This window comes from Streptomyces sp. NBC_01803 (assembly GCF_035917415.1).
Lineage (GTDB): Bacteria > Actinomycetota > Actinomycetes > Streptomycetales > Streptomycetaceae > Streptomyces.
Window position 1 is genome coordinate 3,642,501 of record NZ_CP109073.1, and the last position, 25,021, is coordinate 3,667,521.

Annotated in this window: 25 protein-coding genes and 2 rRNA genes (1 of these 27 running past the window's edge); 13 read left to right on the forward strand and 14 right to left on the reverse strand. The window is 70.0% G+C overall.

All coding sequences use genetic code 11. The annotated features are described in order from the left end of the window. The 3 genes from OIE51_RS16495 to OIE51_RS16505 form a co-directional block, all read left to right on the forward strand. Window positions 1-2,628: ribosomal RNA gene (locus OIE51_RS16495) — 23S ribosomal RNA — on the forward strand (it extends 477 nt beyond the left edge of the window). A 62-nt stretch (window positions 2,629-2,690) separates the two neighbouring features. After that, window positions 2,691-2,807, forward strand: a 5S ribosomal RNA gene (gene rrf, locus OIE51_RS16500). A 126-nt stretch (window positions 2,808-2,933) separates the two neighbouring features. Then, window positions 2,934-3,416: a GNAT family N-acetyltransferase gene (locus OIE51_RS16505; RefSeq protein ID WP_326598461.1), complete on the forward strand. Its 483-nt coding sequence runs from the start codon at window positions 2,934-2,936 to the stop codon at window positions 3,414-3,416. 6 nt (window positions 3,417-3,422) lie between these two features. On the opposite strand, the gene OIE51_RS16510 is transcribed toward OIE51_RS16505, so the two are convergent. From OIE51_RS16510 to OIE51_RS16540, 7 genes are all read right to left on the reverse strand, one after another. Next, window positions 3,423-4,673, reverse strand: coding sequence for a type VI secretion protein (locus OIE51_RS16510; RefSeq protein WP_326598462.1), 1,251 nt, complete (start codon window positions 4,671-4,673; stop codon window positions 3,423-3,425). 38 nt (window positions 4,674-4,711) lie between these two features. Continuing rightward, window positions 4,712-6,127 (reverse strand): ATP-binding protein, encoded by a 1,416-nt coding sequence (locus tag OIE51_RS16515; protein ID WP_326598463.1) that lies wholly within the window; start codon window positions 6,125-6,127, stop codon window positions 4,712-4,714. 66 nt (window positions 6,128-6,193) lie between these two features. Next, on the reverse strand, window positions 6,194-7,756 hold the full coding sequence (locus tag OIE51_RS16520) for an SCO6880 family protein (RefSeq protein ID WP_326598464.1): 1,563 nt from the start codon (window positions 7,754-7,756) through the stop codon (window positions 6,194-6,196). Continuing rightward, the gene (locus tag OIE51_RS16525; RefSeq protein ID WP_326598465.1) at window positions 7,753-9,057 is read right to left on the reverse strand and encodes a hypothetical protein; all 1,305 of its coding nucleotides are present in this window, start codon (window positions 9,055-9,057) and stop codon (window positions 7,753-7,755) included. The genes OIE51_RS16520 and OIE51_RS16525 overlap by 4 nt, the downstream gene beginning before the upstream one ends. Further along, a complete protein-coding gene (locus OIE51_RS16530; RefSeq protein WP_442812059.1) occupies window positions 9,047-9,874 on the reverse strand; it encodes a hypothetical protein in 828 nt (275 codons plus the stop codon). The genes OIE51_RS16525 and OIE51_RS16530 overlap by 11 nt, the downstream gene beginning before the upstream one ends. A 106-nt stretch (window positions 9,875-9,980) precedes the next feature. After that, window positions 9,981-10,172, reverse strand: coding sequence for a DUF397 domain-containing protein (locus tag OIE51_RS16535; protein ID WP_326598467.1), 192 nt, complete (start codon window positions 10,170-10,172; stop codon window positions 9,981-9,983). Between the two features lie 8 nt (window positions 10,173-10,180). After that, on the reverse strand, window positions 10,181-11,056 hold the full coding sequence (locus OIE51_RS16540; protein ID WP_326598468.1) for a helix-turn-helix domain-containing protein: 876 nt from the start codon (window positions 11,054-11,056) through the stop codon (window positions 10,181-10,183). Window positions 11,057-11,205: 149 nt separating this feature from the next. On the opposite strand from OIE51_RS16540, the gene OIE51_RS16545 reads away from it, so the two are divergent. The 3 genes from OIE51_RS16545 (at window position 11,206) to OIE51_RS16555 (ending at window position 12,550) form a co-directional block, all read left to right on the forward strand. Beyond that, window positions 11,206-11,655 carry an ATP-binding protein gene (locus tag OIE51_RS16545; protein ID WP_326598469.1) on the forward strand — a complete coding sequence of 150 codons (450 nt, stop codon included), beginning with the start codon at window positions 11,206-11,208 and terminating at the stop codon, window positions 11,653-11,655. 62 nt (window positions 11,656-11,717) lie between these two features. Beyond that, window positions 11,718-12,143 (forward strand): GNAT family N-acetyltransferase, encoded by a 426-nt coding sequence (locus OIE51_RS16550; protein WP_326598471.1) that lies wholly within the window; start codon window positions 11,718-11,720, stop codon window positions 12,141-12,143. Window positions 12,144-12,190: 47 nt separating this feature from the next. After that, window positions 12,191-12,550 carry a hypothetical protein gene (locus tag OIE51_RS16555; protein WP_326598473.1) on the forward strand — a complete coding sequence of 120 codons (360 nt, stop codon included), beginning with the start codon at window positions 12,191-12,193 and terminating at the stop codon, window positions 12,548-12,550. Here the strand turns inward: OIE51_RS16555 and OIE51_RS16560 are convergent. Then, window positions 12,437-13,462, reverse strand: a complete 1,026-nt coding sequence (locus tag OIE51_RS16560; protein WP_326598474.1) for a sigma-70 family RNA polymerase sigma factor — start codon at window positions 13,460-13,462, stop codon at window positions 12,437-12,439. The genes OIE51_RS16555 and OIE51_RS16560 overlap by 114 nt on opposite strands. 296 nt (window positions 13,463-13,758) lie before the next feature. Between OIE51_RS16560 and OIE51_RS16565 the strand changes: the two genes are divergently transcribed. Further along, window positions 13,759-15,294 (forward strand): protein kinase domain-containing protein, encoded by a 1,536-nt coding sequence (locus OIE51_RS16565; RefSeq protein WP_326598475.1) that lies wholly within the window; start codon window positions 13,759-13,761, stop codon window positions 15,292-15,294. A gap of 19 nt (window positions 15,295-15,313) precedes the next feature. On the opposite strand, the gene OIE51_RS16570 is transcribed toward OIE51_RS16565, so the two are convergent. The 3 genes from OIE51_RS16570 to OIE51_RS16580 all read right to left on the reverse strand — a co-directional run bounded on the left by OIE51_RS16570 (window position 15,314) and on the right by OIE51_RS16580 (window position 18,189). Beyond that, window positions 15,314-16,174, reverse strand: coding sequence for an Fpg/Nei family DNA glycosylase (locus tag OIE51_RS16570; RefSeq protein WP_326598477.1), 861 nt, complete (start codon window positions 16,172-16,174; stop codon window positions 15,314-15,316). Between the two features lie 37 nt (window positions 16,175-16,211). After that, window positions 16,212-16,862 (reverse strand): O-methyltransferase, encoded by a 651-nt coding sequence (locus tag OIE51_RS16575; protein ID WP_326598478.1) that lies wholly within the window; start codon window positions 16,860-16,862, stop codon window positions 16,212-16,214. A 238-nt stretch (window positions 16,863-17,100) separates the two neighbouring features. Next, entirely contained in the window at window positions 17,101-18,189 is a 1,089-nt protein-coding gene (locus OIE51_RS16580) for a hypothetical protein (RefSeq protein WP_326598479.1), read from the reverse strand. 269 nt (window positions 18,190-18,458) lie between these two features. On the opposite strand from OIE51_RS16580, the gene OIE51_RS16585 reads away from it, so the two are divergent. From OIE51_RS16585 to OIE51_RS16605, 5 genes are all read left to right on the forward strand, one after another. Then, window positions 18,459-19,151 (forward strand): UbiX family flavin prenyltransferase, encoded by a 693-nt coding sequence (locus OIE51_RS16585; protein ID WP_326598480.1) that lies wholly within the window; start codon window positions 18,459-18,461, stop codon window positions 19,149-19,151. A 78-nt stretch (window positions 19,152-19,229) separates the two neighbouring features. After that, on the forward strand, window positions 19,230-19,691 hold the full coding sequence (locus OIE51_RS16590; RefSeq protein WP_326598481.1) for an Lrp/AsnC family transcriptional regulator: 462 nt from the start codon (window positions 19,230-19,232) through the stop codon (window positions 19,689-19,691). A gap of 35 nt (window positions 19,692-19,726) precedes the next feature. Next, window positions 19,727-20,893, forward strand: coding sequence for an aminofutalosine synthase MqnE (gene mqnE, locus OIE51_RS16595; RefSeq protein ID WP_326598483.1), 1,167 nt, complete (start codon window positions 19,727-19,729; stop codon window positions 20,891-20,893). A 44-nt stretch (window positions 20,894-20,937) separates the two neighbouring features. Beyond that, on the forward strand, window positions 20,938-21,465 hold the full coding sequence (locus OIE51_RS16600; RefSeq protein ID WP_326600659.1) for a GNAT family N-acetyltransferase: 528 nt from the start codon (window positions 20,938-20,940) through the stop codon (window positions 21,463-21,465). Window positions 21,466-21,518: 53 nt separating this feature from the next. Then, window positions 21,519-21,815 carry a DUF4229 domain-containing protein gene (locus OIE51_RS16605; protein ID WP_326598484.1) on the forward strand — a complete coding sequence of 99 codons (297 nt, stop codon included), beginning with the start codon at window positions 21,519-21,521 and terminating at the stop codon, window positions 21,813-21,815. Here OIE51_RS16605 and OIE51_RS26995 read toward each other — a convergent pair. Then, window positions 21,775-21,942 carry a hypothetical protein gene (locus OIE51_RS26995; RefSeq protein ID WP_442811939.1) on the reverse strand — a complete coding sequence of 56 codons (168 nt, stop codon included), beginning with the start codon at window positions 21,940-21,942 and terminating at the stop codon, window positions 21,775-21,777. The two genes, OIE51_RS16605 and OIE51_RS26995, sit on opposite strands and share 41 nt — an antisense overlap. Next, complete coding sequence (locus OIE51_RS16610; protein ID WP_442811940.1) at window positions 21,942-22,172, reverse strand: hypothetical protein; 231 nt, start codon at window positions 22,170-22,172, stop codon at window positions 21,942-21,944. The genes OIE51_RS26995 and OIE51_RS16610 overlap by 1 nt, the downstream gene beginning before the upstream one ends. Window positions 22,173-22,394: 222 nt before the next feature. Between OIE51_RS16610 and OIE51_RS16615 the strand changes: the two genes are divergently transcribed. Beyond that, window positions 22,395-24,419: an AMP-dependent synthetase/ligase gene (locus tag OIE51_RS16615; protein WP_326598485.1), complete on the forward strand. Its 2,025-nt coding sequence runs from the start codon at window positions 22,395-22,397 to the stop codon at window positions 24,417-24,419. A gap of 227 nt (window positions 24,420-24,646) precedes the next feature. On the opposite strand, the gene OIE51_RS16620 is transcribed toward OIE51_RS16615, so the two are convergent. After that, the gene (locus OIE51_RS16620) at window positions 24,647-24,850 is read right to left on the reverse strand and encodes a cold-shock protein (protein WP_077059682.1); all 204 of its coding nucleotides are present in this window, start codon (window positions 24,848-24,850) and stop codon (window positions 24,647-24,649) included. Between the last annotated feature and the right edge of the window lie 171 nt (window positions 24,851-25,021).

A 25,021-nucleotide genomic window follows, 5' to 3' on the forward strand; every position in this document is an offset into this window, starting at 1 on the left:
AATCCTGTGTGAATCTGGCGGGACCACCCGTTAAGCCTAAATATTCCCTGGTGACCGATAGTGGATAGTACCGTGAGGGAATGGTGAAAAGTACCGCGGGAGCGGAGTGAAATAGTACCTGAAACCGTGTGCCTACAAGCCGTGGGAGCGTCGCAGTCGAGTGCTTGCGCTCGGTTGTCGTGACTGCGTGCCTTTTGAAGAATGAGCCTGCGAGTTTGCGGTGTGTTGCGAGGTTAACCTGTTGGTGGGTAGCCGTAGCGAAAGCGAGTCCGAAGAGGGCGGTTGAGTAGCATGCCCAAGACCCGAAGCGGAGTGATCTAGCCATGGGCAGGGTGAAGCGTGGGTAAGACCGCGTGGAGGCCCGAACCCACCAGAGTTGAAAATCTGGGGGATGACCTGTGGTTAGGGGTGAAAGGCCAATCAAACTCCGTGATAGCTGGTTCTCCCCGAAATGCATTTAGGTGCAGCGTCGTGTGTTTCTTGCCGGAGGTAGAGCACTGGGTAGGTGATGGGCCTTACCGGGTTACTGACCTTAGCCAAACTCCGAATGCCGGTAAGTGAGAGCGCGGCAGTGAGACTGTGGGGGATAAGCTCCATGGTCGAGAGGGAAACAGCCCAGAGCATCGACTAAGGCCCCTAAGCGTGTGCTAAGTGGGAAAGGATGTGGAGTCGCAGAGACAGCCAGGAGGTTGGCTTAGAAGCAGCCACCCTTGAAAGAGTGCGTAATAGCTCACTGGTCGAGTGATTCTGCGCCGATAATGTAGCGGGGCTCAAGTACACCGCCGAAGTCGTGTCACTGCACTATGTGTGGTGGGTAGGGGAGCGTCGTGTGCCGGGTGAAGCAGCCGTGGAAACGAGTTGTGGACGGTTCACGAGTGAGAATGCAGGCATGAGTAGCGATTCACACGTGGGAAACGTGTGCGCCGATTGACTAAGGGTTCCTGGGTCAAGCTGATCTGCCCAGGGTAAGTCGGGGCCTAAGGCGAGGCCGACAGGCGTAGTCGATGGATAACCGGTTGATATTCCGGTACCCGCCGTGAAGCGCCAGCGCTGAATCTCTTGATGCTAAGCCCGTGAAGCCGCCCTTTGATCCTTCGGGTGATGGGGGAGTGGTGGAGCCGGTGGCCCGATGGGGTAGTAGGTGAGTGATGGGGTGACGCAGGAAGGTAGTCCATCCCGGGCGGTGGTTGTCCCGGGGTAAGGGTGTGGCCCGTCGTGCAGGTAAATCCGTGCGACATGTGGGTGAGGCCTGATGCCGAGCCGATTGTGGTGAAGTGGATGATCCTATGCTGTCGAGAAAAGCCTCTAGCGATGTTTCATGGTGGCCCGTACCCTAAACCGACTCAGGTGGTCAGGTAGAGTATACCGAGGCGTTCGGGTGAACTATGGTTAAGGAACTCGGCAAATTGCCCCCGTAACTTCGGGAGAAGGGGGCCGTTCCTGGTGAGGGTGTTTACCATCTGAGCTGGGGGTGGCCGCAGAGACCAGCGAGAAGCGACTGTTTACTAAAAACACAGGTCCGTGCGAAGCTGTAAGGCGATGTATACGGACTGACGCCTGCCCGGTGCTGGAACGTTAAGGGGACCGGTTAGCTCTTCGGGGCGAAGCTGGGAACTTAAGCGCCAGTAAACGGCGGTGGTAACTATAACCATCCTAAGGTAGCGAAATTCCTTGTCGGGTAAGTTCCGACCTGCACGAATGGCGTAACGACTTCTCGGCTGTCTCAACCATAGGCCCGGTGAAATTGCATTACGAGTAAAGATGCTCGTTTCGCGCAGCAGGACGGAAAGACCCCGGGACCTTTACTATAGCTTGATATTGGTGTTCGGTTCGGTTTGTGTAGGATAGGTGGGAGACTGTGAAGTGCCGGCGCCAGCCGGTGCGGAGTCATTGTTGAAATACCACTCTGATCGTGCTGGATGTCTAACCTGGGTCCGTGATCCGGATCGGGGACAGTGTCTGGTGGGTAGTTTAACTGGGGCGGTTGCCTCCTAAAGAGTAACGGAGGCGCCCAAAGGTTCCCTCAGCCTGGTTGGTTATCAGGTGGTGAGTGTAAGTGCACAAGGGAGCTTGACTGTGAGACTGGCGGGTCGAGCAGGTGCGAAAGCAGGGACTAGTGATCCGGCGGTGGCTTGTGGGAGCGCCGTCGCTCATCGGATAAAAGGTACCCCGGGGATAACAGGCTGATCTTCCCCAAGAGTCCGTATCGACGGGATGGTTTGGCACCTCGATGTCGGCTCGTCGCATCCTGGGGCTGGAGTTGGTCCCAAGGGTTGGGCTGTTCGCCCATTAAAGCGGTACGCGAGCTGGGTTTAGAACGTCGTGAGACAGTTCGGTCCCTATCCGCTGTGCGCGTTGGAGTCTTGAGAAGGGCTGTCCCTAGTACGAGAGGACCGGGACGGACGAACCTCTGGTGTGCCAGTTGTTCTGCCAAGGGCATGGCTGGTTGGCTACGTTCGGGAGGGATAACCGCTGAAAGCATCTAAGCGGGAAGCCTGCTTCGAGATGAGGACTCCCACCCACTTGATGGGGTAAGGCCCCCGTGAGACCAACGGGTTGATAGGCCGGAGATGGAAGCCCTGTGAGGGGTGGAGTTGACCGGTACTAATAGGCCGAGGGCTTGTCCGCAGATGCTCGCGTCCACTGTGAAATCTCGAAGCCAGAGAACCGTAGGGATACCCTCAGGGTGTTCCGGTGGTCATGGCGGAGGGGAAACGCCCGGTTACATTCCGAACCCGGAAGCTAAGCCCTCCAGCGCCGATGGTACTGCATGGGGGACCGTGTGGGAGAGTAGGACACCGCCGGACAATCTTTAGAATGCAGATGAGTAAGGCCCGCCGAAATTTGTCGGCGGGCCTTAGTCGTGTTTATGGCCAAGGCAGATCCGGGGTAAGGGCATTGCGGTCCGCCTGCCCGGGTGCAACCATCGGCCCATGGCGTACAAGATCCGGCAGACGCATCGCGACGACTGGGAAAAGCTCAGAGAACTGCGTCTTGCCGCCCTCCAGGATCCCGTTGCGCCGGTGGCCTTCTTCGAGCCCTATGAGGAGGCCGTGCGCCTGACCCGTCATGAGTGGGAGCGCCGCGCCGCGGGGAACGAGAGCGTGATCTTCATCGGCGAGACGGACGACGGGACGTGGGGTGGGATGGTCGGCGCCTTCGGCAAACGCCGGCTCGTGTATGTGGTCGGGGTCTACATGTTGCCCGAGCACCGGGGCACCGGGTTGGCCACCGCGTTGATGCGGGCCGCCATCGACTGGGCCGACGGACTCGAAGTGCGGCTGCGGGTGCATGAGAGCAACAAGCGCGCGGCCCGGTTCTACGAATCGCTCGGCTTCCGGCCGACCGGTGGCACGGACAAGGACCCGCGAGACGTGTCCCTGCGGGCCTACGAGCTGGCTCTCAAGCCCGGTTGAGCGCCCTCAGCGGCTGCCGTCGCCGCCGTCAACGACGGCCAGTGCGGGCTGGGTCATGGTGAGCGCGTCCAGGAGAGCGGCGCGCAGGCCGGCTGTCTCCTTGTGCTCGCCCACGATGTAGAGGGTCGCGTTCTCCCCCGCCAGATTGTCCAGCACGAGCCCGTCGGCGCGGCCGGGGGTGCACGCCTGACGGATATGGAGCTGGTCCAGGCCCGCCAGTGCCCGGCCGATGATCCGCAGAGCCGCGTCGCGGCGTCCCGGATGCGAGGTCAGCGTGCTCTCCAGCTCCATCGACGCGCCGCCCGCCGCGCGGGAGTGGGTGCGTAGGATCTTCGCGGGCTCGCTCGTGGATCTGCCGTGCGCCCAGCGCTGCACCTGCGTGAAGGGGGCGCCCGCGAGAGCCGCCGCGTGCAGATAGCAGCGCAGCAGCGTCTCGGCCGCCTCGGCGTCGAGCCGGAACACGGGCTCGACCGGGCGGAACGGGGCCAGCAGCGCCGCCGCCCGGCGCCGGGCCAGTGGCATGTCCTCACAGCCGCGCTGGGGAGCCCAGCGCAGGCGGACGGCGGCGTCGGTGACATGTCCCGGATCGTAGACGTGCACCGGGCCGAGCGTGCGGCGCCGACGGCCGGTCGTGGACCACAGGCGGCCGTCCGCGTCCAGGACGACCAGCCCTTCGGGCGTGTCCGGCACTGCCGTTGCCGCCGGGTCAGGCCGCTCATGCGCGACGGGTGGGAGGGGCGGGTTCGGGGCGGGGACGGCGACGGCCGGGATCTCGGGCTCGTGGTGCGCCGGCCGCGGCTCGGACCGCACGGGTGGGGCCTCGACCGGGGCGGTCCGTGCCGGCTCCGGCTCCGGCTCCGGCTCCGGGTGCGGGGCGGACCGGCGGGCGCGCCAGCGCGCCATGCGGACCATCACCCACAGCACCGTGGCGAACAGGATCGCCACCTGGCCGAGGAAGACGAGCCACAACAGTGACGCGGTCGGCAGCGTCTCCGGGGCGGCGTCCGGCCACGCGGCGGGGACGTCGCCGGGCGCGATGAGCAGCGAGCGCATCGCGTGCGCCGTGTGCGGGAAGGACACGCCCCGCGGCCACTCACCGTGCCCCAGCCAGCCGGCCAGACAGGTGGCCGACCAGGAGAACGCGGTCAGGCCGACGAGCGCCGCGAGCGTGCCGACCAGCAGTGCGTCGGGCACGCCGCCGCCGCTCCGGGCGGTGTTCCGGCCGGGTGGCTGGGATGCGCGCTGGTCGTGGGACATCTTCCTGGCTCCTGGGTGACGGCGCCCTGTCCGGCGCGCTACCCGACTCCCTGCCGCTTCTCGAAGGACATCACGCGGGCTTCCGTCTCCGCCTCGAAGGGGTCTTCGCCGACGAGAAGGGCCTCGTCCTCCGCCAGCGTCTTGGCGGAGGATTCCGTCATGGCGCGGTCGGTGAAGACGAGTGGGCGCTCGGCCTCGGTGACCAGGTGCTTGACCACCTGGACATTCCCGTTGACGTCCCAGACGGCCATGCCGGGGGTGAGGGTCGGGATGATCTCCACGGCCCAGCGCGGCAGGCCGAGGACCTGACCGGTGGCTCTTGCCTCGTCGGATTTCTGGGCGTAAATGGTGCGGGTGGACGCCATCTTGAGGATGGCGGCGGCCTCCTTGGCGGCGGCGCCGTCCACCACGTCGGAGAGGTGGTGGACGACGGCGACGAAGGAGAGGCCGAGCCGGCGGCCGAACTTCAGCAGGCGCTGGAAGAGCTGGGCCACCGACGGCGAGTTGATGATGTGCCAGGCTTCCTCGACCAGGAAGATGCGCTTCTTCCGGTCCGGCCTGATCCAGGTGTGCTCCAGCCAGACGCCGACGATCGCCATCAGGATCGGCATCGCGATCGAGTTGCGGTCGATGTGGGAGAGGTCGAAGACGATGAGAGGCGCGTCGAGGTCGATGCCGACCGAGGTCGGGCCGTCGAACATGCCGCGCAGGTCGCCGTCCACGAGCCGGTCCAGGACCAGGGCCACGTCGAGTCCCCAGGCGCGGACGTCCTCCAGCTCGACGTTCATCGCGTCGGCCGATTCGGGGAGGGGGTGGCGCAGCCGCTCCACGATGTCGGTGAGGATCGGCTGGCGTCCGGCGGCCGTCTGGTTCACGTAGGCGTGGGCCACCTTGAGCGCGAAGCCGGCGCGCTCGTCCAGCGAACGGCCGAGGGCGACCTCGATGATCGTGCGCAGCAGGGCGAGCTGGCCGGTCGTGGTGATCGCCGGGTCCAGGGGGTTGAGCCGGACGTCGCCGTCGAGGGCCGCCATCGGGTCGAGGCGGATCGGGGTGATGCCCAGCTCCTGCGCGATGAGGTTCCACTCGCCGACGCCGTCCTCGCCCTGGGCGTCGAGCACGATGACCTGCCGGTCGCGGAAGCGGAGCTGGCGTAGCACATAGGTCTTCTCCAGCGCGGACTTGCCGTTGCCGGACTCGCCGAGCACCAGCCAGTGCGGGGCGGGAAGCTGCTGGCCGTAGAGCTGGAAGGGGTCGTAGATGTACCCCTTGCCGGAGTAGACCTCGCGGCCGATGATCACCCCGGAGTCGCCCAAGCCGGGCGCGGCGGTGGGCAGATAGACGGCCTGGGCCTGCCCGGTGGAGGTACGCACGGGCAACCGGGTCGTCTCCGTCCTGCCGAACAGCAGGCTGGTGAACGCGTCGGTGATGGCGGTCAGCGGATCGCGCGGCGACATGGTGGCAGCACCTCCTTCACGTTCATCACGTCCCTCTCGTCCGTCCCGTCGTTCACGCCGTGGTGCTCATCGCCGGATGCCGGTGGCGAAGGGAAGCGTGTTGACGAACGCGCGGTGGTGCTCGCGGTCGCACCACTCAAGCTTCAAATATGACTTACCAGCTGACGCACGGATAGTCCGCTTGTCGCGGGCGAGGGATTCGGGGTGGGGGGAGGAGACGGTGATGTAGCCGACGAGGTTCACCCCGGCGGCGCCGGAGGCCAGATCGTCACCCCGCTGGTCGACGCGGCCGTGGGCGGCGACATCGCGCGGGTCCACCGTGCGGTTCATCTTGGCGGCGCGCGACGCCTCGGCCTCGTCGTTGGTCTTCTCCGTCAGCATGCGCTCGATCGCGATCTCGGTCGGCTCCAGATCCATGCAGACGGCGACGGTCCGGATCACGTCCGGGGTGTGGACGAGGAGCGGGGCCAGGAAGTTGACCCCGACGGGGGTCATCGGCCACTCCTTGACCCAGGCGGTGGCGTGGCACCACGGCTCGCGGGTGTCCGACTCGCGGGTCTTGGCCTGGAGATACGTCGCTTCCCTGGCGTCCAGCTCGGCCGGCCAGGCGTTCCGCTTGGACATGGCCTGGATGTGGTCGATGGGGTGGTCCGGGTCGTACATCGAGTGGATGAGGGAAGCGAGTCTGGCCTCCCCGAGCGGCTGCCGGACGCGGATGTCGGCCTCGGCCAGCCGGGCGCAGATGTCGGTGAGCTCGCGCGCCATGACGACGGCCAGCGCCTCGTCCTGGGTCATGCGGCGCTGCCCGGCCGAGGGGCGCGAGACGCGGGAGGCGCGGGCGAGGGCCTGGGCCTCGCTGCTCAGATCGCGCGAGTGGTGCATGCAGGCCACCAGGTAGGCGCGGTGCTGCTCGCTGGAGGTCGACACCATGGACTGCAACTGCTCGTAGGATTCCTGGATCCAGTGCGGCGACGACACGTCGCCGCGCTCGCGCACGTCGTTGGCGTGCGCGTCGGGGTCGGCGGGCAGGGTGCGGGCGAGCATCTGGAGGCGGGTGACGTGGCCGTCGCCGTTCGCCACGTGCTTCAGCAGCGTGCCGAACCGCTCGACCAGGGCCTCCTGGTCCTCGCTGTCGCGCAGGCCGACGCCCGGGCCCTCGATCTCTATGGCGGCGGTGATGGTCCTGCGGTCGCTGTGCAGGAGGACCGCCAGCTCGTCGGGGCCGAACGCGGCGGCCAGCCAACGGACCCGGCCGACGCCGGGGGGCGCGCCGACCTCGACCTCACGGCCGTCGAGTGCCGTGCCGGCCTCCACGGCACCGGACCGGTACGTGGCGCCGCGGCGCAGCGTGCGGCGGAAGGACCGGGAGATCTCGAACCACCTGTAGAACGTCCGGCCGTTGTACGGCATGTAGACCGCGGCGAACGCCAGGACGGGGAAGCCGCCGAGGCCGACGATGCGCAGCGGGAGGATGGGGACGAGCAGGCCGCTCATCATGCCGAGGAACGCGCCGATGACGATGAGGGCGATCTCACCCGTCTCGCGGTTCTTGCCGACGATGGCCTGTGGCCTGGCCCGCCCGATCAGATACGTACGGCGCCTGGTGAAGGTCTGCGGCGGGGCACTCACCGGCTACCTCCTCGATTTCCTTGGTTCCCGGTGCGGCCGCTGGGGCCGGAAGACGATGACGATCCGGTCTGCCCGGAACGGGTACCGTGCGCGGCGACTCCGCCGGCCAGCGGGTTGGCCGGGCGTCCGCCGCCACCTCCGCCTCCGCCTCCGCCGCCGGAGCCGCCGTCGCGGGTGCCGTGGGTGCTCATGCCCTGGCGGAGCATCGTGGCCGGGGTGGCGATCGCGGCCTTGGCGGCGTGGCTCGACGTGTCCTGGCGCATCTGGCGCTGGCTGACGATCTCGTCGCCGAAGCCCGGCACGAAACGGTAGATCATGGCGGACGCGAAGATGGCCAGGAGGATGATGGCCAGCCCGGAGATGATCGAGGAGACGGCGGTGGGGCCGTCGTCGGTGGTGAGCGCGCCGGCGAGGCCGAGCACGATCACGATGACGGGCTTGATGAGGATGACCGCGACCATGATCCCGGCCCAGCGGCGGACATGACCCCAGAGGTTCTTGTCGACCAGGCCGGCGTAGACGGCCGTGCCGAGGAGCGCGCCGACGTAAAGCATCGCGGTGCGGATGACGAGCTCCAGGGCGAGGACGCCGGCGGCGAGGATGGAGATCAGGGAGACGACGATCAGCATGATCGGTCCGCCGCCGATCTCCTCGCCCGCTTCGAGGGCGGCGGCGAAGTCGCCGAAGAACGCGTCGGAGTTGTCCCCGGTGCCGGCCACGATCGCGTCGGTGACGCCGTCGGTGGCGGAGACGACGACGTAGAGGCCGAGGGGGGTGAAGGCGGAGGCCATGACGGTGAGCCAGAGGAAGCCGACGGCCTCGGACAGCGCGGTGGACAGCGGCACGCCGCGGATGGCGCGCTTGACGATGGCGAGGAGCCACAGGACGAGCGTCAGGACCGTGGAGGCGGCGAAGACGACGGCGTACTGGCGGAGGAACGAGGCGTTGGTGAAGTCGACGGTGGTGGTCTCTTCGACGAGATCGGACAACTCGTTGACGATCCACGCGGCGGCGTCGGCGCAGCCCCGGGCGAGGGAGGAGAGCGGGTCGAGCGAGTCACCGAGCGGATCATCGATCCCCCCGCCCCCCCCATCCCCGCCTGACCCGCCGGACTCGCCATCACCCTCGCAGTAATCCCGGGCGGGGCCGCGGATGAGATCGCATTCCTCGTCGTTCTCGGCGGCGGAGGCGCGCGGTGCGAGGGCCAGCCCGGTCGAGAGGAGACCCGTGAGGGCGCCGAGGAGCGAGCCGGTGACGGTGGAAGCTCGCCGGAAGGCGCGTGGCCGAGGATCAGCGTGCATACGTGAACCCTCCGAACTGCTCGATCGCATCGGCCATCTCCTCTGCCGTTGAGGCGCGTTGATCGCGCCCGACCGGAGCGGGCCCGTCTTCCTGCGTGAAGTCGGTGACCTTCCAGTCGTCGTTGGCCCAAACCAGGTCGTATGTGCTGGTGTACCAGCTCTCGGTGACGGGGTTGGTGGAGTCGGTGCCGGCCACTCCGAACAGCGCGGAGTACCAGACGGATACGGTGGCACTGGCGCCGTCGAACGCGGCGACGCTGGCACCGACGGGGCTGACCCGGGACACGAAGGTCATACCGTCGGGGGCGGTGCCGGCCGCGGTGAGGCCGATCCGGTCGAGGAACCCCGGGTCCGAGTATGCCGCGTCGAGTTCGGTCAGGCGATCGGCCGCGATGGAGGGTGCGTAGACGGTGTCGACGATCAGCCGCCGCTCGTCCGCGTCGAACATCTCTGTGCCGCCGAGGGCCACCGCGTAGTTCGCCGCGGCGCTCTGGGCGCCTTGTTCTGTCTGGGGGAAGCCCGCGGGGATGCCGTTGGTCGAGCCGTCGACCGGGGATTCGCCGGTGGGGGATGTCGCCTGCGCGGATTCGTCGCTGGGCTCGTCGGACGACGAGTCGCCGTCGCCGCCGCGCGTCTGGTTGGCGAAGACGATCGCGGCGAGGAGGATGACGATCACGCCGATGATCGTCACCATGCTGCGGCCGGGGGAGGTGGGCGGGCGGCGGGAGGCCGACTCGGGCTGGTCCGGGAGCCGGGTGCGGGTCTGCGCGGGGATGCCGCGGGCGCGCGTGTCGTCGTAATCGTCGTCGTAGCTCACCATCACGCCCCCTCAACAGCAGCGAGTCTATTACCTCCTCACACGACGTTAGCGCCCTCCACTGACGTTCGGCCCCTGTGCAGGCGCGGTTGATATCACGTCCGCTCTATGCATCGCCGGCCTTGAGATGGCGCAGGAGCGCGGCCCAGCGGGTGGGGGTGGTGGTCAGGATGGTGGCGGGGGAGGTGCTCTCCCGGAGGCGGATGTGGCGGCTGTCGGGGGCGGTGGCGACTTCGAGGCAGTTCTGGTTCGGGTTGCCGGTGCTCAGACTGGACTTCTGCCAGCGCGAATCGGTCACGGGCCCTCCTACAGGACGTAGCGCAGGTGCTGGATCAGTCCCAGCGAACTCTGCTCGCCCGCCGCGCCGGGATCCAGGGGCTCCAGGGAAATGCCGCTGATCCGCGCGAAGTCCGCCGCGAAGTGCTCGACGTGCCAGGGGTCGCAGAGGAACAGCGGGGTGTTCGGCTGCTCGACGTAGACCGTGGACAGTTCGGGTGCGGACGCGTCGTGAATGGTGAAGGGGGAGCCGGGGGTCGCCGGGTAGGCGGCGCACCGGAACGGCAGGAGGCGGATGCTGACCTGGGGTAACCGCGCCAGCTCCACGAGGTGGTCGAGCTGTCCCAGCATGGTCTCGCGGTCCACGAAGCCCATGTGGAACGCGGCTTCGTGGATCACGGCCTCGAAGGTCGGGGCGGGCCGCTCGGTGAGGACGCGCTGTCTGCGCAGGCGGAAGCCGGCGTAGGCGTCGAGGTCGCCGTCGTCGCCCGGGTTCTCCTTGGTGAACAACGCCCGCATGTAGGCGGGGGTCTGGAGCAGCCCGGGTACGTGCAGCCAGTCGAAGGCGCGGTAGGCGGTCGTGGTGGACTCCAGCTCGGCCAGGTCTTGGCCGCGGTCGTCCACGGTGTCCCGGTAGGCCCGCCACCAGCCTTTGCCGGTGGCGTTGGTCAGCTCGATCAGCGCCTTGGTGAGGGTCGTATCGCTGCAACCGTAGGCGCTCAGGAGGGCGCGCAGGCGCGGCTCGGGGCAGGCGGTGCGGCCCGCCTCGATATGGCTGAGGTGCGGCTTGTTCAGACCGGCCCGTTCGCATGCCTCCGCGGCTCCCATGCCGGCCGCTTCGCGCAGCTTGCGCAGCTCGTGACCGAGGCGTCGCTGTCGTTGGGTCGGCTTCAGGCGCAGTCCCATGCGTCAATTTCCTTCACAGACTCGACGGTTCGGTCAGAGGGTATGGGGGTTTGTCACTCATGGAAGCGGATAGGTCGCGGAGGGTTGTATCTGTGTGACCGCGCACTCTACCGTCGGGGGGCCGTTCCGGTCGTTGGAGGAAGGTCCGCATGTGTACCCTGCCCGCCGCCGCTCTGGCCGGTAAGCCCGTCACCGACTTCACGCTCACCTTTCCGCCCGAGCCGCGGTGGGTGCGCAGCGCGCGGGACGCGGTGCGCACGGCGCTGACCCCGGTCGTACCGGACGGGTCCGGGGTGGTGGAGACGGCGGCGTTGCTGACCTCGGAAGTGGTGACCAACGCGGTGGCGGCGGCGCTTGGCTGCCTGTCGGGGGCGCCCGTGGAGCTGTACGCGGAGTGGACGCCGAGTGGCACGGTCCGGGTGTTGGTCCACGACGACGCCCCGGGTGACCTCCGGCTGCCGTGCGGTGTGCCCGACCCCGAGTCGGAGCACGGGCGGGGGCTGTTGCTGCTGTCGCTCTACGCCACCGAGTGGGGTGTCTGCCACCACGTCCCGGGCCGGGGCAAGACCGTCTGGTTCACGCTGGAGGGCTGGGCCTGAGGGCGGGGGCGGGCGCGGGAAAGCCGTGGTCGTCCCGGGAACGAGCATGATGGGGTGGGGACATGGGAGACATCCGGGTGCGGGCCGCGAGGGCCGAGGAGACCGAGCGGGTGCTGGCGTTCTGGGCGGAGGCAGCCCAGGGGGGCAGCGTGAGCGACGACCAGGAGGGCGTGACCCGGCTGGTCGCGCGGGACCCCGAGGCGCTGCTGCTGGCCGAGCGGGACGGGGAGCTGGTCGGGACGGTGATCGCCGGGTTCGACGGGTGGCGGTGCCACCTCTACCGGCTGGCGGTGGCGCCCGAGTGGCGGCGGCGGGGCGTGGCGACCTTGCTGATCGCGGCGGCCGAGTGGCGGTTCGCCGCGCTGGGCGGGCGGCGCTCCGACGCCATGGTGCTGAACGACAACGAACGCGCGCACCGGGCCTGGACGGCGGCGGGCTATGAGCGGCAGACGGACTGGGCACGCTGGGTCAAGCCGCTGCCCCGATGAGTTCTCCCCCGGGCGGTGGTCTTCTTTCCGAGGGGAAGGAGACAGCGGTGGGTGGTGAGGTGTTCGTCGTGCGTGGGCCGGTGGCCCGCGACGATGTGCCGGGCCTGTGCGAACGGCTGGCCGCGCACGCGCGGCGTGGCGGCGCGGCCGTCCTGACCGTGGACGTGTCCGCGCTGGTGGCGCCCCCCGGCGGGGGAGCGTCCAACGCGGTGGTGGTCGAGGCACTGGCCCGGATGCGGCTGACCGCGAAACGGCTCGGCTGCCGCGTCCAGTTCCTCAATGTCGGGGGTGGGTTACAGGGGCTCCTGGGCTGGCTCGGACTTGGGGAGATGGGCGGGCAGCCCGAAGAGCGGGAAGAGGCGCGCGGTGTCCAGGAACGCGTTGATCCCGGTGATGCGGCCGTCTGAGACCTCTATGACCTGAAGCGCCCACGGGCTGTGGCCGCCGTCCGGCTCCGCCCGGTACTGCCCGAAGGCGGGCGCGCCGTTCGCCCAGGTCGGGATCAGGCGGGAGTCGGCGCACCCTATGCCCTGGCCCAGCATCCATTCCCGTATGTCGGAGGGGCCGCGCATCCACAGGTCATAGGGCGGCATCGAGAGCGTGGCGTCCTCGGCCAGCAGGGCGGTGAGGGCGTCCATGTCGTAGCGCTCGAAGGCGTCGAGATAGCGGCTCAGCAGCGCCTTGTGCTCGTCGGACAGTGGCCGCGACGGGTCGGCGTCGGTGAGCCCGGTGGCGGCGAGGGTCGCGCGGGCGCGCTGCAACGCGCTGTTCACCGAGGCGACCGTCGTGTCCAGCAGCTCGGCGACCTCGCCGGCCTTCCAGCTCAGCACCTCGCGCAGGATCAGCACCGCGCGCTGCCGGGGCGCCAGGTGCTGGAGGGCGGCGACGAGCGCCAGGCGGACGGAGTCGCGCTGCTCGGCCTTCTCCGCCGGGTCCGGCAGCGTGCGGCTGTCGGGCATCGGCTCGATCCACGCCGTCTCCGGCAGCGGTGGGCCGAGCACCGCCGAGGCGGTCGGCGTCGGGGAGCTGAGGTCCATCGGGCGCGCCCGGCGGCTGCTGCCGCTGAGCATGGTCAGGCAGACGTTGGTCGCGATCCGGTACAGCCAGGAGCGGAGCGAGGAGCGGCCCTCGAAGCGGCCAAGGCCGCGCCAGGCGCGGACCATGGTCTCCTGCACGGCGTCCTCCGCCTCGAAGGCCGAGCCGAGCATCCGGTAGCAATACCCGGTGAGCTCCTTGCGGTGCTGCTCCAACTGGAGCTCCGTGACGGGTGGCGGTGCGGCGGTCGGTGACGCTCCGGCGGTGGCGGCGGATGTGCTCATCGCGTGGCTCCTGGCTGATCCTGGCTGAGACGACGACTGGCGGTCTGACTGGCTGTCCGACTGGTTCGGTGGCTCTGGGTGGCTCTGGGTGGCTTCGGCGGGCGGGTCGTGAGCGGTGCGAGTCCAACTGGGGCACAGCGTAGCCACGGGCACTGACAATCGAGCGTCGTTCGACACCGCGCGGCTCCGGCCGTGTCGGCGCGCCTCTTTCCCCGACCTCGGCGCACCCCCTCCGGGCCGCGTCCGAGCCGCTTAAAGTATCGGTACCGCGGGGTGACGTCAGGGGGTGCGTGGGCATGCAGGACCGGGTTCTCGACGGCCGGTACCGGCTCGGTCGGCAGTTGGGCGCCGGGGGCAGCGGCACCGTCTGGGAAGCGCTGGACCTGCGGCTCGAACGGCAGGTCGCCGTCAAGATCGTGAATACCGTCACGGCGGGCCGCGATCCGCGGGCGCGGGAACGGTTCGAGCGGGAGGCCAAGCTGCTGGCCGGCCTCTCCAGCCCGTTCATCGTCACCGTGCACGACGTCGGCGAGGCCCGGTTCGAGGGCGACGCGCACTCCGTTCTGTACCTGGTCATGGAGCGGCTGCGCGGGCGCTCCCTCGACCAGCTCCTGACCGAGGAGCTGCCCGCGCTCGGCGAGGTCGCGCGCTGGGGCGAGCACGTCTGCCGCGCGCTGGCCGTGGCGCACGATTCGGGCGTGGTCCACCGGGACCTGAAGCCGGCCAATGTGATGGTCGGCCCGGACGGTCTCGCCCGCGTGCTGGACTTCGGGATCGCCGCCGTCCTCGCCGAGTCCAGCGACCACGCGCGGCTCACCTCGACGGGTGTCGTCGTCGGCACCCCGGCCTACATGTCGCCGGAGCAGATCGAGGGCCGCCCGGTCGATACCCGCAGCGACCTCTACTCCACCGGCTGCGTGCTGTACTCGCTGATCGCCGGTCGGCCGCCGTTCCACGGTGCCTCCCTCTACCAGCTGCTGCGCCAGCAGATGGAAAGCGCGCCGACCGCGCCCAGCGCGCTGCGGCCCGGACTGCCGCCGGGCTGGGACGAGCTGATCCTGTCGATGCTGTCCAAGCGTCCCGAGGAGCGTCCCGGCAGCGCGGCCGAGGTCGCCGAGCGGCTGCGCGGCCTTTCGGTGCTCGCCGCGCACGTCCCGGCGGCGCCCGTCGTGGCGGCCGTGGCGGCGCCGTACCAGCCGACGCGCGTGGACTCCCGGCGCGATCCGCGCGCGGTGCTGCTGGCGAGCTGTCCGCGGCCGGGCGGCGGGCGGCTGCCGCTGGCCACCGGGCAGCGGATGCGGCTGGCGGACGTGCTGCCGGGCGCGGCCTCGTTCACCGTCGGGCTCGACTGGCGGGCGCCCGACGGCATGGACGCCGACGCCAGCGCGCTCATCGTCGACGCGGCGGGCCAAGTGCTGTCGGACGACCACTTCGTCTTCTACAACAACCCCGAGCCGCGCGGCATCGGGATGCGGCTGGGCGGCGACGACCCGGAGGCGTTGTTCCGCGTCGAGCTGCCCCGGCTCGGGCCGCACGCCGAGCGGGTCGTCTTCGTGCTGTCCATCCACGACGCGGAGGCCCGCGGCCAGGACCTGTCCGGGATCGGCCTGCTGCACGCGCGGCTGATCGACCCGGGCAACGATATGGAGCTGCTGTGCTACGGCTTCCCCAGCGGCCCGGCGCACGCCACCGGGCTGACCGTCGGGGAGCTGGTGCGGGAGGACGACGGCTGGTGGTTCTCGGCGGTCAGCCGGCCGTACGAGGGCGGGCTCGCCGAGATCGTGCGGGCGCACGGCGTCGCCGTGGAGGCGGAGGAGGCCGATCCGACGTGAGGCGGCGGGCCCCGGGCCGTCACTTCAGCAGGCGTGACAGACGGCGGTCGGCCAGCGGCTTCCCGCCGGTCTGGCAGGTCGCGCAGTACTGAAGGGCGGAGTCGCGGTACGACACCTCGCGGATCGTGTCGCCGCAGACCGGGCACGGCTCGCCCGCGCGGCCGTGCACGCGCAGGCCGCTCTTCTTCTCCGCCTTCAGCCGCCCGGCCGCCAGGCCGCGCGAGCGGTCCACGGCCGCGCGCAGGGTGTCGGTCATCGCCGCGTACAGGGCGGCGGCCTCCTCGTCGGTCAGCCGGACCGCGAGCCGGAACGGCGACATGCGGGCGGCGTGCAGGATCTCGTCCGAGTAGGCGTTGCCGATGCCCGCCAGCACGCCCTGGTCCCGCAGCACGCCCTTGAGCCGCCGGTTCTCCCCGCGCAGCAGGGTGGCGAACGTGTCCGCGGTGAAGCCGGGATCCAGCGGGTCGGGGCCGAGCCGGGCGATGCCGGGCACCTCGGCGGGGGCACGCACGCAGTAGGCGGCGAGACGTTTCTGCGTGCCGGCCTCGGTGAGGTCGAAGCCGGCCCCGCCGGTGAGCGCGACGCGCAGCGCGAGCGGGCCCTTGCCCGGGCGCGGGGGAGCGGCGGGGAGGCTGTCCTGCCAGCGCAGCCAGCCGGCCCGGGCGAGGTGGACGATCAGGCGCAGGTCCCCGAAGCCGATGTCGAGGAACTTGCCGTGCCGGTCCACCGCCGTGACCGTCCTGCCCTCCAGGGCGGTCAGCGGCGGCTCGTAGGTCTTGAGAACGTGGAACGCGACCGGCATCGCGCGGGCCACCTCGTGGCCGACGAGGTGGTCGGTGAGGAATGCGCGCAATGCCTCGACTTCTGGTAGTTCGGGCATGTGTTCCAGCGTAGGCCCGGCTCGGGGCTTTTGGGCCTCAGGCGAGCTTGCGGACGAGGGTGACGCCGTCGCGCAGCGGCAGCAGCACGGACTCCACGCGCTTGTCGGCGGCGATGATGTCGCTCATCTCACGGATCGCGATGTCCGCCGGGTCCTGCGCGGCCGGGTCCACGACGCGGCCGGCGCGGAGCATGTTGTCGAGCACGATCAGGCCGCCGGGGCGCAGGCGGGTGACCAGCTCCTCGTAGTAGACGGGATAGCCGGTCTTGTCGGCGTCGATGAACGCGAAGTCGACGGTCTCCCCGGACGGCAGCGCCCGCAGGGTCTCGGCGGCGGGCGCGAGGCGCAGGTCGATGCGGTCGGCGACGCCCGCCCGTTCCCAGTAGCGGCGGGCGACGGACGTCCACTCGTCGCTGACGTCGCAGGCCAGCAGCCGGCCGTCGGCGGGCAGGCCGCGCGCGATGCAGATCGAGGAGTAGCCGGTGAACGTGCCGACCTCCACCGCCCGGCGGGCGCCGGTGAGACGGACCAGGAGGGTGAGGAAGGCGCCCTCGTCCTGGGTGATCTGCATGCTCAGATGGTCGGGCAGCGCCCGCCGTGTCTCGGCGGCGAGATCGCGCAGCACGTCGTCGGCGGGGGTGCAGTGGGCCAGGAGGTAGTCGCTGAGGGCCGGGTTGACGATGTCCATGCGTCGAGCCTATGCGGGCGGCCAGGGCCTGTCTTGGCCCCGCGAGGTGCCGGAGCGGGTCTGGGAAAGCGTCGCGGCCCGCCGGGATCCGGCCCCCGCCGGGATCCGGCCCCGCGAACATCAGGAAGAAGGGCCCCGGTGCCCTGAGCCGGAGATTCCCGGCCGGGGCCCGCCGGCGGCAGGCCGCGGAACCGCCCGCGCGGCACCCTCGGGCTGCATCGGGCCAGGGCTGCATGGGCTAGGGCTGAATCGGGCCCGGGACGTCGGCGCGGGACTCGTCCTCGGCGCGGGACTCGTTCTGCTCCGCCAGGTACAGCAGGGCCACCGTCAGGTCCGCGGGGGTGAGCGGGCCGGTGGTCGTCTCCGGTGGGTCGAGATTCAGCGCGGAGCCGCCCGCCAGGAACAGGTTCAGCGGCAGCGAGCCCGCGCCCTCGGGGCCGAACTGGCCGAGGTCGAACGTGGCGTTCGTCAGCACGCCGTTGCGGATCGCCAGCTCCGCCGTCACCTCGGCCGACGGGTCGGCCGGCGCCGAGACGACGGGCGGGAGGCCGAAGCGTTCGCACTGCTCGGTCAGCAGCGTCAGCACCGGTCCCAGCGCCCGGTACGCCTCCCCGGCCGGGAGGTGGACCTCGACCGTGTCCGCGCCGTGCGCCTCGCCGGTCCGGCGCAGCGAGCCGCCCGACCGCAGCGTGCTCTCCAGACCGCCCGCCAGGTCCCACTGCGCGCCCGGGTCCAGCATCGCGCCGCCGTCGGTCAGTACCCCGGCCAGGGCCTCGGCGGTGGCCGGATCGACGTCGCCGTGCTCGTTGAGGGCCTCGGCGTACGCCTCGTAGGCGAACGGCTCGACCTCGACCCACTCGCCGCGCAGCGCCAGCTCGGCGGTGGCCAGGGCGGCGGGAAGGCGGGCGGCGTCCCGATCGAAGCGCTCGGCTCGGGCGACGGCCGCCTCGTCGCCGCCGTACACGTCCTCCACGATGGCCTGGCCACCGACGCGGGCGTAGGCGTGGCCGTTCAGCATCTTGACCCCGGCGATGTCGCGGCCTCCGAAGTTCACCGTCATCGCGCTGTTCAGCGGGTCGTCCGGGCCGATGTCCTTCATCCGGGTCTCGCCCTCGGGGTCGCCCACCGAGACGGTCAGCTCCAGGTCGGCCAGCAGCCGCGCCGCGTCCATCGACGGCTCCCGGCCGCTTCCGGCGCCCGCCCGCAGCAGGTAGTCGTAGACCTCCTCGGGCGTGGCGTCCACGGTCGCGACGGTCGTCAGCGCCTCCCATGACAGGAGCTCGTCGACCGCGTCGGAGACCTGGAGCCCGGCCCTGGCGTTCTGCACGACCTGGCAGGCTCCCGTCGCGGTGACGAGGAGCGCCGCGCCGCCGAGGGCGACGAGCCGGGTCAGGAACGGGCGGCCGGTGGGGCGGCGCGGCGGGCGGGTACCGATGTCGTCTCTCCTGTCCGTGGGCGGTGCGGGGCACGGGGTGTCCCAAGGTCAAGTTTCCACGGCCCCACCTCCGGCACTCGGCCGGGGCGCCGTATGTGGCCGAGGCGTCACCGTCCGGTAAGCGGCCTGTTAGCAACGGACCGCCCGTTAGCCTGACCGGTATGTACGTCAGACAGCAGCGCCGGCCGTGGATCGTCGGGGTGTCGGGGGCGTCGGGGACGCCGTACGCGGCGGCCGTGCTCCGGGCGTTGCTCGCGGCCGGCGAGGCGGTGGACCTCGTCGTCAGCCGGGCCGCCCGGCTGACGCTGCTGGACGAGACGGGGATCTCGTTCCGCGACGCGCACTGGGCGGCGGACCTGGGGAGCTGGCTGGCGGCCGGCGCGGACGGCAAGCCGCAGACGTTCCCCGTCGAGCCGGAACGGATCGCGCGCGACGTGCGGTACTGGGCGGCGGGCGATCTGGCGGCCGGGCCCTCCTCGGGCTCCTATCCGGCCCGGGGCATGCTCATCGTCCCGGCCTCCACGGCGGCCGTCGCCGGGGTCGCGCTCGGCCTGTCCAAGGACCTGCTCCAGCGCGCGGCGAGCGTGACGCTCAAGGAGCGCCGGCCGCTGGTCGTCGCCGTCCGGGAGACGCCGCTGGACGGCCAGACGCTGCGGCACCTGGTGACACTCGACGAGGCGGGCGCGGTCGCGCTGCCCGCCTCGCCCGCGTTCTACGCCGGGGCGACGCACCTCCAGGACCTGGTCGACTTCGTCGCGGGCCGCGCCCTGGACGCGGTCGGCGTACCACACGCGCTCTACCGCCGCTGGCAGGGCGAGCTGGGCGCCAGCGGCCGTCCGACCAGGCACTCGTAGGTCGCCGGGGTCGAATGCCTTAGATTCATCTGTGCAATCGATCGACCAGGGGACGAGTACCAGGAAGGCGCTGCGACGATGGACGCGGTGGACAAGCAGCTCATCCAGGCGCTGCGCGAAAACGGCCGGGCTTCGTACGCCGAGTTGGGCCGCCTCGTCGGTCTCTCGGGGCCCAGTGTCACCGACCGCATCAACCGGCTGGAGGCGGCCGGGGTGATCACGGGATACCGGGCGACGGTGGACGCCCGTTCGCTGGGGCTGGGGGTGACCGCGCTGATCGGCATCCAGCTCTCCGACACCGTCGACCACGAGGAGGTCGCCGGGCGGCTGCGCGACCTGCCGGAGATCGAGGACTGCTGGTTCATCGCCGGGGACGACTCGTACATGCTGAAGGTCAGGGCGGGTGACGTGGACGGGCTGGAGCGCACGATCCGGCGGCTGTCGGGCACCCAGGGCGTCTCGCGCACCAGGACCACCATCGTGCTGTCGACCAAGTGGGAGAACAGGGTCGGGGACTTGCCCGACCGGGAGCGGGCGTAGGCTCGGTGGAGCCGGATGACGAGGAGGCGCGACGTATGGACGCTGGGCTCAAGCGGGAGCTGGAGGAGAAGGTCCGCGCCGGTGAGCGGCTGACCCGCGAGGACGGCGTCGCCCTGTACGAGTCGGACGACCTCGCCTGGCTCGGCGGCCTCGCCACCGAGGTACGGACGCGCAAGAACGGTGACGTCGTGTACTTCAACGTCAACCGTCACCTCAACATGACCAACGTGTGCACCGCCTCGTGCGCGTACTGCTCGTTCCAGCGCAAGCCGGGCGAGAAGGACGCGTACACCATGCGTATCGAGGAAGCGGTGCGGCTGGCGCGGGCCATGGAGGGCGACCAGCTCACCGAGCTGCACATCGTCAACGGTCTCCACCCCACGCTGCCCTGGCGGTACTACCCGCGCTCGCTGCGGGCGCTGAAGGAGGCGCTGCCGGAGTCGGTGTCGCTGAAAGCCTTCACCGCGACCGAGATTCACCACTTCGAGACCATCTCCGGTCTGCCCGCTTCCGAGATCCTCGACGAGCTGATCGACGCCGGTCTGGAGTCGCTGACCGGCGGTGGCGCCGAGATCTTCGACTGGGAGGTCAGGCAGCACATCGTCGACCACAAGACCCACTGGGAGGACTGGTCGCGCATCCACCGGCTGGCGCACTCCAAGGGGCTGAAGACGCCCTCGACCATGCTGTACGGGCACATCGAGGAGCCTCGCCACCGCGTGGACCACGTGCTGCGGCTGCGTGAGCTCCAGGACGAGACCGGCGGCTTCCAGGTCTTCATCCCGCTGCGCTACCAGCACGACTTCGTGGACATGAAGGACGGCAAGGTCCGCAACCGGCTCCAGGAGCGGACCACGATGGCGACCGGCGCCGAGGCGCTGAAGACGTTCGCGGTCTCCCGCCTCCTGTTCGACAACGTGCCGCACGTCAAGGTCTTCTGGGTGATGCACGGCGTGCAGACCGCGCAGCTCGCCCTCCAGCACGGCGCGGACGACATGGACGGCTCGGTCGTGGAGTACAAGATCACCCATGACGCGGACAACTTCGGCACCCCCGACAAGCTCACCCGCGAGGACCTGCTGGAGCTGATCCGCGACGCCGGCTTCCGCCCGGTCGAGCGCAACACCCGGTACGAGGTGGTCCGCGAGTACGGCGGCCCCGACCCGGACCGGCGTGAGGCACCGCAGCCGATGCGGGTGTGAGTGGCGTGGGAACGGACGTGAACGCGGCGGACGCGCGCCGCGGCGTGCGGGCGCGCTATGTGCTGGACCCGCCGGTCAGCCCGGCGCTGCGGGACGAGCTGGCCACGCTGTGGGCCGACGTCGTCAACGCGGGTGGCGCCGTCGGCTTCCTGCCGACCGTGACGCCGGACGACGTGCGCCCGGCGCTGCGCAGACACCTGGTGGGCATGGCCGAGGGCACCACCCGGCTGCTGGTCGCCGCCACCGAACGCGGTCGGCCGGTGGGGACGGCGTTCTTCTCGCTCAACGCCCATCCGCTGATGCGGCACTGGGTGTGGCTGAAGACCGTGATGATCCACCCCGACCGGCAGGGCGCCGGCGCCGGCCGGGAGTTGATGGCCGCCGCCGCCTCGGCCGCCCAGCGCATCGGCCCGGAGATCTGCGGCATACGTCTGACCTGCCGCGGTGGCCTCGGCCTGGAGCGGTTCTACGCCGCCTGCGGCTACCGCGAGACGGGCCGTGTGCCGGGCGCCATCAAGGTCGGCGAGAACGACTTCCGCGACGACGTCACCATGTGGCTGCCCCTCGGCTGACCGCCGCGGCGGCTGTGTTTGACTGGAAGGGCTCGAAAGGGAGGGACCCCACCGTGAGCAACAGCACCAGGCGCGCCACGCTCCAGTACACCGGCATGCGGCTGGCCGTCTTCGCCGGCTGCTTCGTCGTCCTGGCCATACTGGCCTACGTCGGCGTCATCCCCGAGTCCATCGGCGTGGCGAACCCGCTGTGGCTGATGCTGCTCGCCATCGTCGTCTCCGCGCCGATCAGCCTGGTCGCGCTGCGCGGACAGCGCGACGCCATGTCGCGGGAGATCGCCCCGGACATCGCCCGCGCCCGGCAGCGGCTCAACGCCAACCGCGGCATGGAGGACGAGGCCACCGAGTGACCGGTCCGGCCGGGGCGGCGCCTCGTCCCGGACGCCCGAGGTGAAGACCGCCGCCTGAGCGGCGGTCGGGGCCGAGGATGGCCAGGGCGGCGGCCGAGGTGAGCAGCTTGGTGGTGGAGGCGGGCATCAGGCGGTCTCCGCGCCGCGCTCGCACAGCGTCTCGCCGTCGGCCGCGTCGCGCACGACGACGCTCGCTCGGCCGCCGTCGAGGCGCGGGTCGGCGAGCAGCCGGTCGAGCTCGGCGGCGAACGCCGGCTCCTGGTCCTCCGCGCCGACCGGGGAGGACCAGGCGAGGATCGGGGCGAGACAGAGAACACCGGCGAGGGTCCCGGTCCGGCGGGGTGGGGGGCGCGTCATGGCACGAGAGCATGTCGGACGCTCCCGTCAAGGACGACAGACCGGTGGAGATGTGTCAGTAGGTGACAAGACCATTGTTTTCCATGTGTATTTTCGGTCATGCTGAGCCAGGTACAAGATCGTGAGTGGTAGTTCCGGTGAAAGGACCGGTCAATCCGCTCTGAACTGGGCAGAATCATGAGATCCACCCAGTCCAGGGTCGCACCGGGGAGGACGGTTTACATGTCCGGAACGCACGTCAAGAGCCCACCCACCACTCCGTCCCTTCTCTATCCGGACCTGCGCATCGAGCGAGGCGTCGTCACCGGAGCCTCCATGCCCCAGCTCGCGCCCGCCGTCGAGGAGGGCAGCCTCGCCGACATCCCGTTCGTGAACGCGCAGGAGGCGCCCGACGACATCGCCCTCAGCCGCAAGTATCGCGACGGGACCTGGCGCGACGTCACCTGCGCCGAGTTCGCCACGGAGGTGATGGACGTCGCCAAGGGCCTCATAGCCCACGGGCTGCGTCCCGGCGACCGGATCGCCATCATGTCCCGCACCCGCTACGAGTGGACCCTGCTGGACTTCGCCGCCTGGGCCGCCGGTCTGATCTCGGTCCCGATATACCCCACCTCCTCCCCGCATCAGGTGAGCTACATCCTGCGCGACGCGGGGGTGCGGGCCTGCGCGGTCGAGGGGGTCGAGGAAGCCCGGATGCTCACCGCCCTCCGGTCCGAGCTGCCCGACCTGGAACACCTGTGGCAGATCACCGCCATCTCCGGCACCGAGACCAGCGCCATCGGCCAGATCGCCGCCGTGGGCCACGACATCCCGGACTCCGCCGTCGAAGAGCGTCGCTCCCTGCTCGCGCCCTGGCTGGCCGCCACCATCATCTACACGTCGGGCACCACCGGCGTGCCCAAGGGCTGCGTGATCACCCACGCCAACATGTTCGCCGAGGTGGACAACGGCATCGAGCTGCTCTACCCGATGTACGAGTTCGCCGTGGACGAGCCCGCCTCCACCCTGCTCTTCCTGCCCCTCGCCCACGTGCTCGGCCGCACCCTCGCCATCGGCTGTTTGCGGGCCAGGGTCCGTCTCGGCCACGCGCCCAGCGTGCAGACCGACGAGCTGCTGGCCGACTTCGCGGGCTTCCAGCCGACGTTCCTCTTCGCCATCCCCTATCTGCTGGAGAAGGTGTACAACACCGGCCGCGCCACCGCCGAGAGCATGGGCCGGGCCGCCTCGTTCGACCGGGCGGCGCGCGTCGCCCGCCGGTTCGGCGTCGCCGCCGAGGCCGCCCAGCACAGCACCGTCAACGGTCCGGCGCTCAGCCCCGTGGCCATGCGCCTCGCCCGCCACAACGGGATCACCACCGAGACCCCGCTCAGCGCCGTCAGGGGCCCCGGCATCGGCCTGCGGCTGGCCCGCGCCCTGTACGACGTGCTGGTCTACCGGCGGATCAGGGCCGCGCTCGGCGGCAAGCTCCGGCACGTCGTCTGCGGCGGCTCGCCGCTGGGCAGGCAGCTCGGCACGTTCTTCGAGGGCGCCGGCGTCCACATCTACGAGGGCTACGGCCTGACCGAGACCTCCGCGGCGGTCACCGTCACCCCGCCGCACGCCCCCCGGATCGGCACCGTGGGCTGGCCCATGCCCGGTACCGACGTGCGGATCGCCGCCGACGGCGAGGTGCTGGTGCGCGGCGCCCAGATCTTCAGCGGCTACTGGGACGCCGAGCGCCGCGAGGTGGTGTCCGCCACCGACGCCGACGGCTGGCTCGCCACCGGGGACATCGGCTCCATGGACCAGGACGGCTATCTGACGATCACCGGCCGCAAGAAGGACCTGATCGTCACGTCCAACGGCAAGAACGTCGCCCCCGCGCCGCTGGAGGACGCGCTGCGCGCCCACCCGCTGGTCAGCCAGTGCATGGTGGTCGGCGACGACCGCCCTTACCTCACGGCGCTGATCACGCTGGACCCCGACGGCCTCGCCCACTGGCAGCAGATCACCGGCCGCAAGCGGATCCCGATGAGCAAGCTCATCACCGACCCCGAGCTGCTGCGCCACCTCCAGCGGGCCATAGACGACGCCAACAGCTTCGTCTCCACCCCCGAGTCGATCCGCCGCTTCAAGGTGCTGCCGCGGGACTTCACCATGGACTCCGGCCACCTGACGCCGTCGATGAAGCTCCGCCGGGCCGCCGTCCTGCGGGACTACGCGACCGAGGTCAATCAGCTCTACCGCAAGGGCGTGGTCGAGCGCTGAGCCGGCTTCGGCGTGGACAGGCACGGAAAGGCACGGAAAGGCGCGGAAAGGCGCGGAAGGGCATGGAAAGGCGTGAAGAGGACGGAAAGGAACGGAAAGGCCGGTAAGCCTCAGAGTCGTGGAACGCCTCAGGATCCAGTAAGCCTCAGAGAAAGGCAGGAGCCCCCGCCGGGGCGGGGGCTCCTTAGTGGTACAACGCCGAGACCGGCGGCCCGGGGGCCTTGGCCTCAGACGACGGTGACGTTCTCCGCCTGCGGACCCTTCGGGCCCTGGGTGACGTCGAACGTCACGGCCTGGCTCTCCTCAAGAGAACGGAAACCGTTGGCGTTGATCGCGGAATAGTGGACGAAGACATCAGGGCCGCCGCCATCCTGGGCGATGAAGCCAAAGCCCTTCTCGGCGTTGAACCACTTGACGGTTCCGGTAGCCATGTATAAGCCCTCCCTGGGCCTAAAAGGGTCGCCCTGCTCCAGAACCTGCATTGAAGCCTGAAAACGACGAAAGCCCGCGGTCACATGCTCCGCAGGCTCGTACTGCAAGGGAAACCAAACTGCAACTCTCCTCGAGCCTAGCATGCGTCCCGCACGGTCGGAAGAGCAGAG

What these genes read in the sequence shown, in the direction of transcription:
- OIE51_RS16610 (WP_442811940.1), bottom strand. Translation starts at nt 22,172, where the DNA reads ATGACGCGCCCCCCACCCCGCCGGACCGGGACCCTCGCCGGTGTTCTC.
- OIE51_RS16565 (WP_326598475.1), top strand. Translation starts at nt 13,759, where the DNA reads ATGCAGGACCGGGTTCTCGACGGCCGGTACCGGCTCGGTCGGCAGTTG.
- mqnE (WP_326598483.1), top strand. Translation starts at nt 19,727, where the DNA reads ATGGACGCTGGGCTCAAGCGGGAGCTGGAGGAGAAGGTCCGCGCCGGT.
- OIE51_RS16585 (WP_326598480.1), top strand. Translation starts at nt 18,459, where the DNA reads ATGTACGTCAGACAGCAGCGCCGGCCGTGGATCGTCGGGGTGTCGGGG.
- OIE51_RS16550 (WP_326598471.1), top strand. Translation starts at nt 11,718, where the DNA reads ATGGGAGACATCCGGGTGCGGGCCGCGAGGGCCGAGGAGACCGAGCGG.
- OIE51_RS16560 (WP_326598474.1), bottom strand. Translation starts at nt 13,462, where the DNA reads ATGAGCACATCCGCCGCCACCGCCGGAGCGTCACCGACCGCCGCACCG.
- OIE51_RS26995 (WP_442811939.1), bottom strand. Translation starts at nt 21,942, where the DNA reads ATGCCCGCCTCCACCACCAAGCTGCTCACCTCGGCCGCCGCCCTGGCC.
- OIE51_RS16570 (WP_326598477.1), bottom strand. Translation starts at nt 16,174, where the DNA reads ATGCCCGAACTACCAGAAGTCGAGGCATTGCGCGCATTCCTCACCGAC.
- OIE51_RS16540 (WP_326598468.1), bottom strand. Translation starts at nt 11,056, where the DNA reads ATGGGACTGCGCCTGAAGCCGACCCAACGACAGCGACGCCTCGGTCAC.
- OIE51_RS16515 (WP_326598463.1), bottom strand. Translation starts at nt 6,127, where the DNA reads ATGTCGCCGCGCGATCCGCTGACCGCCATCACCGACGCGTTCACCAGC.
- OIE51_RS16575 (WP_326598478.1), bottom strand. Translation starts at nt 16,862, where the DNA reads ATGGACATCGTCAACCCGGCCCTCAGCGACTACCTCCTGGCCCACTGC.
- OIE51_RS16510 (WP_326598462.1), bottom strand. Translation starts at nt 4,673, where the DNA reads ATGTCCCACGACCAGCGCGCATCCCAGCCACCCGGCCGGAACACCGCC.
- OIE51_RS16505 (WP_326598461.1), top strand. Translation starts at nt 2,934, where the DNA reads ATGGCGTACAAGATCCGGCAGACGCATCGCGACGACTGGGAAAAGCTC.
- OIE51_RS16620 (WP_077059682.1), bottom strand. Translation starts at nt 24,850, where the DNA reads ATGGCTACCGGAACCGTCAAGTGGTTCAACGCCGAGAAGGGCTTTGGC.
- OIE51_RS16615 (WP_326598485.1), top strand. Translation starts at nt 22,395, where the DNA reads ATGTCCGGAACGCACGTCAAGAGCCCACCCACCACTCCGTCCCTTCTC.
- OIE51_RS16590 (WP_326598481.1), top strand. Translation starts at nt 19,230, where the DNA reads ATGGACGCGGTGGACAAGCAGCTCATCCAGGCGCTGCGCGAAAACGGC.
- OIE51_RS16545 (WP_326598469.1), top strand. Translation starts at nt 11,206, where the DNA reads ATGTGTACCCTGCCCGCCGCCGCTCTGGCCGGTAAGCCCGTCACCGAC.
- OIE51_RS16525 (WP_326598465.1), bottom strand. Translation starts at nt 9,057, where the DNA reads ATGCACGCTGATCCTCGGCCACGCGCCTTCCGGCGAGCTTCCACCGTC.